Raw genomic sequence first — 1001 nt, 5'->3', positions numbered from 1 at the left:
CCAGGAGCATCGACGCCGTGATGACCTTCATCGTGGAGCCGGGCGCGAGGGAGCCCTGGAACGCCGTGTTGAACCCGGGGTTCGAGTTCGCCACCGCGAGGATCTCGCCGGTCGACGGCTTCACGAGCACGACCGAGGCCTTCTTGCGGGACTTCACCTGGTCCTCGGCGGCGGCCTGCAGCGTCGGGTCGAGCGTCGTCTTCACGGTGCCCGGCGTGCCCTTGGAGAGCGTGAGCAGCGTCTTGTCGGGCAGCGCGTTCTTGTCGTCCGACTTCTTCTCGGACGTGGCCCGCACCACGCGCAGTTCGACGCCTGCGGTGCCGCCCGCCTTCTTCCCGTACTTCTCGCGCAGTCCGTCGACGATGGTGCCGATCGAGGGGTACTTCTTCGCGTCCAGCTCGTTCCCGGCCCGGTCGACGGCCTTGACCGGCGGATCGCCGGCCTCGCCGGTCTCCAGGTGGTCGCCCTCCTTGAGGTCCGGGTGGACGACGGAGGGCTGCCAGTCGACGAGGACCTTGCCGTCGCTCTTGCGGCGCTCGGCGGTCAGCGAGGAGTCGTACGCGAGGGGCTTGCTCAGCTTCTTGTACTCGACCGTGGACGTGACGTGGAAGGGGACCTCGGCGCTCTCGCGGGTGCCGGGAGCGAGCTTCAGGTCGGTGAGGTGGGCGTCCTTGGCGAGGGCGGCGAGCGCCTTCTTCGCGGCGGCCGGGTCGTTCGTGTAGCCGGCCGCCTTCGCGGCGTCCCCGTGCTGCCAGGCGGTGAGGAAACCGTCGGCGACGGCCCGTACCTCCTTGGCCGTCGGCGGGCCCTTCGGGATCTCGGGCTTGTCGTCGGCGGCGGAGGCCGAGGTGCTGCCCGCCTGCCGGGAGCTCGGCATCGGCTTCGTGCCGTACTCGCCGCTCGGCCGCGGCTTCCTCGCGGGCCGCTTCAGCTCCCCCGACGAGCTGGACGAGAACGACTTCCGCCGCAACAACCCCCGCTTCACCGACACCAACCTGGAC

General features: G+C 70.4%; 1 protein-coding gene and 1 pseudogene. One reads left to right on the top strand and one right to left on the bottom strand.

Annotation, left to right across the window (positions count from 1 at the left end; genetic code table 11):
* A partial coding sequence (locus ACWCV3_RS29110; protein WP_451230406.1) for an NTF2-like N-terminal transpeptidase domain-containing protein occupies positions 1–877 on the bottom strand: 877 nt, incomplete at its 3' end.
* On the opposite strand from ACWCV3_RS29110, the pseudogene ACWCV3_RS29105 reads away from it, so the two are divergent.
* Positions 828–1001, top strand: a pseudogene (locus ACWCV3_RS29105) (aldo/keto reductase); the annotation flags it as partial. The gene ACWCV3_RS29110 and the pseudogene ACWCV3_RS29105 overlap by 50 nt on opposite strands.

It is taken from the genome of Streptomyces sp. NPDC001781 (assembly GCF_053596035.1).
The sequence above is the reverse complement of the archived record's forward strand: the minus strand, read 5'-3'. Positions and strand labels throughout refer to the sequence as shown.